The sequence below is a fragment of the Streptomyces sp. WELS2 genome, from assembly GCF_013870595.1.
Taxonomy (GTDB): domain Bacteria; phylum Actinomycetota; class Actinomycetes; order Streptomycetales; family Streptomycetaceae; genus Streptomyces.
Window position 1 is genome coordinate 1 of sequence record NZ_JACBWZ010000930.1, and the last position, 2266, is coordinate 2266.

A 2266-nucleotide genomic window follows, 5' to 3' on the forward strand; every position below is an offset into this window, starting at 1 on the left:
CGCACCCGGGCCCGCCGGAACCGCCACCGTCCCCCATCCCCCCGGGTCCGGAACCGGTGCCGAACCCCGAACCAGGCCCTCCCCTCAGCTGAGGACCAACGGGTGAGGCGGGGCTCGGGCTCGCCCGCCCGGCCGCGGTACAGCCGTAGGCGCGGCCGAGCCCGTGCCCGTTCCCTACGCCGTGACCTCGCCGCGGTCCCCGCCCCACAGCGTGTGGAACGCCCCCTCGCGGTCCACCCTGCGGTAGGTGTGCGCGCCGAAGAAGTCCCGCTGGCCCTGGGTCAGCGCCGCGGGCAGGCGCGGGGAACGCAGGCCGTCGTAGTACGCCAGGGCCGCCGCGAAGCCGGGCGTGGGCACTCCCTGCCGTACCGCGGCGATCTGCACCTCCCGCCAGTCGTCCTGCGCGTCGGCGATCTCGCGGGCGAACGTCTCGTCCGAGAGCAGGCTCGGCAGGTCGGGCCGGGCGTCGTAGGCCTCGCGGATGCGGTCCAGGAACGCGGCCCGGATGATGCAGCCGCCCCGCCAGATGGAGGCCACCGCGCCCAGGTCGATGTCCCAGCCGTACTCCTCGCTGCCCGCCGCGATCTCGTGGAAGCCCTGGGTGTACGACACGATCTTGGAGGCGTACAGCGCCTGCTCCACCCGGTCGGCGAAGGCGGCGGCCTCCGACTCGCTCAGCGCGGTCGGCTTCGGCCCGGCCAGGTCCCGCGAGGCGGCCCGCAGCGCCGCGTGCCCGGACAGGGACCGGGCGAACACCGCCTCGGCGATGCCGGACACCGGGACGCCCAGGTCCAGCGCGATCTGCACGGTCCAGCGGCCGGTGCCCTTCTGCTCGGCCTGGTCCACCACCACGTCCACGAACGGCTTGCCGGTGGCCGCGTCCACGTGGGACAGCACCTCGGCGGTGATCTCGATCAGGTAGGAGTCCAGCCGGCCCGTGTTCCAGGTGCGGAAGATGTCCGCGATCTGCGCGGGGGAGTACCCGGCGACATCGCGCAGCAGCTGGTACGCCTCCCCGATCAGCTGCATGTCGGCGTACTCGATGCCGTTGTGGACCATCTTCACGAAGTGTCCGGCACCGTCGGGGCCCACATGCGTCACGCACGGCGCGCCGTCCGCCGCCTTCGCCGAGATCTTCTCCAGCATCGGGCCCAGCGACCGGTACGACTCGACCGACCCGCCCGGCATGATGCTCGGTCCGTGCAGCGCGCCCTCCTCGCCGCCGGAGATGCCCGCGCCGACGAAGTGGATGCCCCGCTCGCGCAGCTCCCGTTCCCGGCGCCGGGTGTCCGCGAAGTGCGCGTTGCCCCCGTCGATGATCATGTCACCGGGCTCCAGCAGCGGGGCGAACTCCTGGATCACCGCGTCCGTCGGCTCACCCGCCTTGACCATGACGACCAGCCGGCGCGGGCGCTCGAGCGCCGCCACGAATTCCTCGGCGGTCTCGGCCGCGACGAAGTCGCCTTCCTGCCCGAACTCCTCCACCAGCGCCTTGGTACGCGACACCGTACGGTTGTGCACGGCGACCGTGTAGCCGTTGCGCGCGAAGTTCCGCGCGAGGTTGCGGCCCATTACCGCGAGGCCCGTGACACCGATCTGCGCTGAAGTGCTCATACCGCCTGCTCCCTGGTTGCCTCATGACTACGGCCCCGTCAGTACGGGGCCCTGCTTATCCTGACGTGCTGCAACGGCGAACGCGTTTACGACCCGCCACATTCCGGTACGCGTCGCGAGCGCCCCTGCCTCGGTCACCGGTCGCGGCCCGGCTCAACGGGAGTGTGTTCCCGGCCACTTGGCCCCTGGGGCAGGCCGATTCCCAGCCTTGTCATGGCCAGTTCGCGGCGCTTACGTTTGCCCCTCCTGACGCATGCCGAGGGGAATTCGGACATGGCCGCACGCGGCCGGCACCGCCGGTACCAGCCGAACAGGATCAACCGCGCCTCGCTCACCGTCACGGCGAGCGGCGCCGGCCTCGCCATCCCGCTGGTCGCCGCCGGCACCGCGCACGCCGCCGACGCGGCCACCTGGAACAAGGTCGCCGCCTGCGAGTCCAGCGGCGACTGGAGCGTCAACACAGGCAACGGCTACTACGGCGGGCTGCAGTTCACCCGGTCCACGTGGGAGGCGTACGGCGGCACCCGCTACGCGCCGCGCGCCGACCTGGCCACCCGGGACGAGCAGATCGCCGTCGCCGAGAAGGTGCTGGACGGGCAGGGACCCGGCGCCTGGCCGGCCCGCTCCTCGATCGCGCGGGCAGCGGCGACCA

The 2266-nt window shown here is 72.6% G+C and carries 2 protein-coding genes; one reads left to right on the top strand and one right to left on the bottom strand.

Annotated elements, in window-relative coordinates:
• Positions 1 to 174 precede the first annotated feature (174 nt).
• On the bottom strand, positions 175 to 1614 hold the full coding sequence (gene gndA / locus H5J33_RS31880) for an NADP-dependent phosphogluconate dehydrogenase (RefSeq protein WP_181798219.1): 1440 nt from the start codon (positions 1612 to 1614) through the stop codon (positions 175 to 177).
• 273 nt (positions 1615 to 1887) lie between these two features.
• Between gndA and H5J33_RS31885 the strand changes: the two genes are divergently transcribed.
• On the top strand, positions 1888 to 2266 hold a 379-nt coding region (locus tag H5J33_RS31885; protein WP_181798220.1), incomplete at its 3' end, for a transglycosylase family protein.